This is a genomic window from Oleiphilus sp. HI0123 (assembly GCF_001635315.1).
In genome coordinates, this window is record NZ_LWGE01000432.1 from 1 (window position 1) to 1,034 (window position 1,034).

Consider the following 1,034-nt stretch of genomic DNA (forward strand, 5'->3'; position numbering starts at 1 on the left):
TCACCAAATGGTGACTGTCATGAAAGGCGGCGAAGAGGTGAAGCTATCCAAACGTGCCGGCAGCTACGTCACATTGCGAGACTTGATCGAAGAAGTTGGCCGCGATGCCACTCGCTACTTCCTGGTCGCACGCGCTCCCAGCTCACAACTAACATTCGATATTGACCTGGCTCGCAGCCAGTCAAATGACAACCCTGTGTACTATATCCAATATGCACACGCTCGAATTAGCAGTATTTTTAGAAAGGTTTTAGCAGCTTCTCCAGAGTGGTCTGCCGAAGACGGCCTAGCCAACCTAGAGCAGCTAAGCGTTGAAAGCGAACGTAAACTAGCAAACACGCTGGCTAGCTTCCCTGAAGTTGTCAGCATTGCGGGAGAGCAAAATGCGCCTCATCAAATTGCAAACTACCTCTATAGTTTGGCGAGCGACTTCCATACCTACTACAATTCAAATATTGTAATGGTTGAAGATAGTAAAATTAGAGATGCTCGTGCAGTGCTTTGCCTAAGCATCCAGCAAGTATTGAGAAACGGGCTTAAGCTACTAGGGGTTAGCGCTCCTGAAGAAATGTAATCACACCCGATAAACTATTGACGCGTTGATCATATGACTCAAGATTTTGCTAAGCCCTCGACCACTAAAAAGCCCGGAGCACCCAAGACAAAAAAAGGTTCTTCGGGAAAGTCTGGCGGGGCTAAAAGCAGCGCGAGCAAGAAGGCCAGCGGAGCAAGCCCTAAAGAAGTGCCAAGCTCAGCGCCGGTAAAAAACCGTACACCATTTTTTCTTTCCCTAATTGTACTGGTCTGTGCTTTTGCCTATGGCTTGTATTTTTTACAGTCTATTCCGCCCACTGAAACACCCGAGAAACAGCCAACAATATCCAAAAAATCCCCTTCTGCCAGCAAAAGCACGCCCGCCGAAGAAGCACCGGCAAAGCGTTTCAACTTTTACGATATCCTTCCAGAATCGACAGTGACTGCACCGAAGGTAGAAGAGTATCGCTTCAAACAAAAATCAGGCAGTGAAGACTACT

General features: G+C 47.6%; 1 protein-coding gene and 1 pseudogene. Both read left to right on the forward strand.

Annotated features, from left to right (window positions below; all coding sequences use genetic code 11):
- Positions 1 to 574: DALR anticodon-binding domain-containing protein (locus A3761_RS04105; protein WP_255374915.1), on the forward strand; the 574-nt coding region annotated here is incomplete at its 5' end.
- Positions 575 to 607: 33 nt separating this feature from the next.
- Positions 608 to 1,034 (forward strand): annotated as a pseudogene (locus A3761_RS04110) (hypothetical protein); the annotation flags it as partial.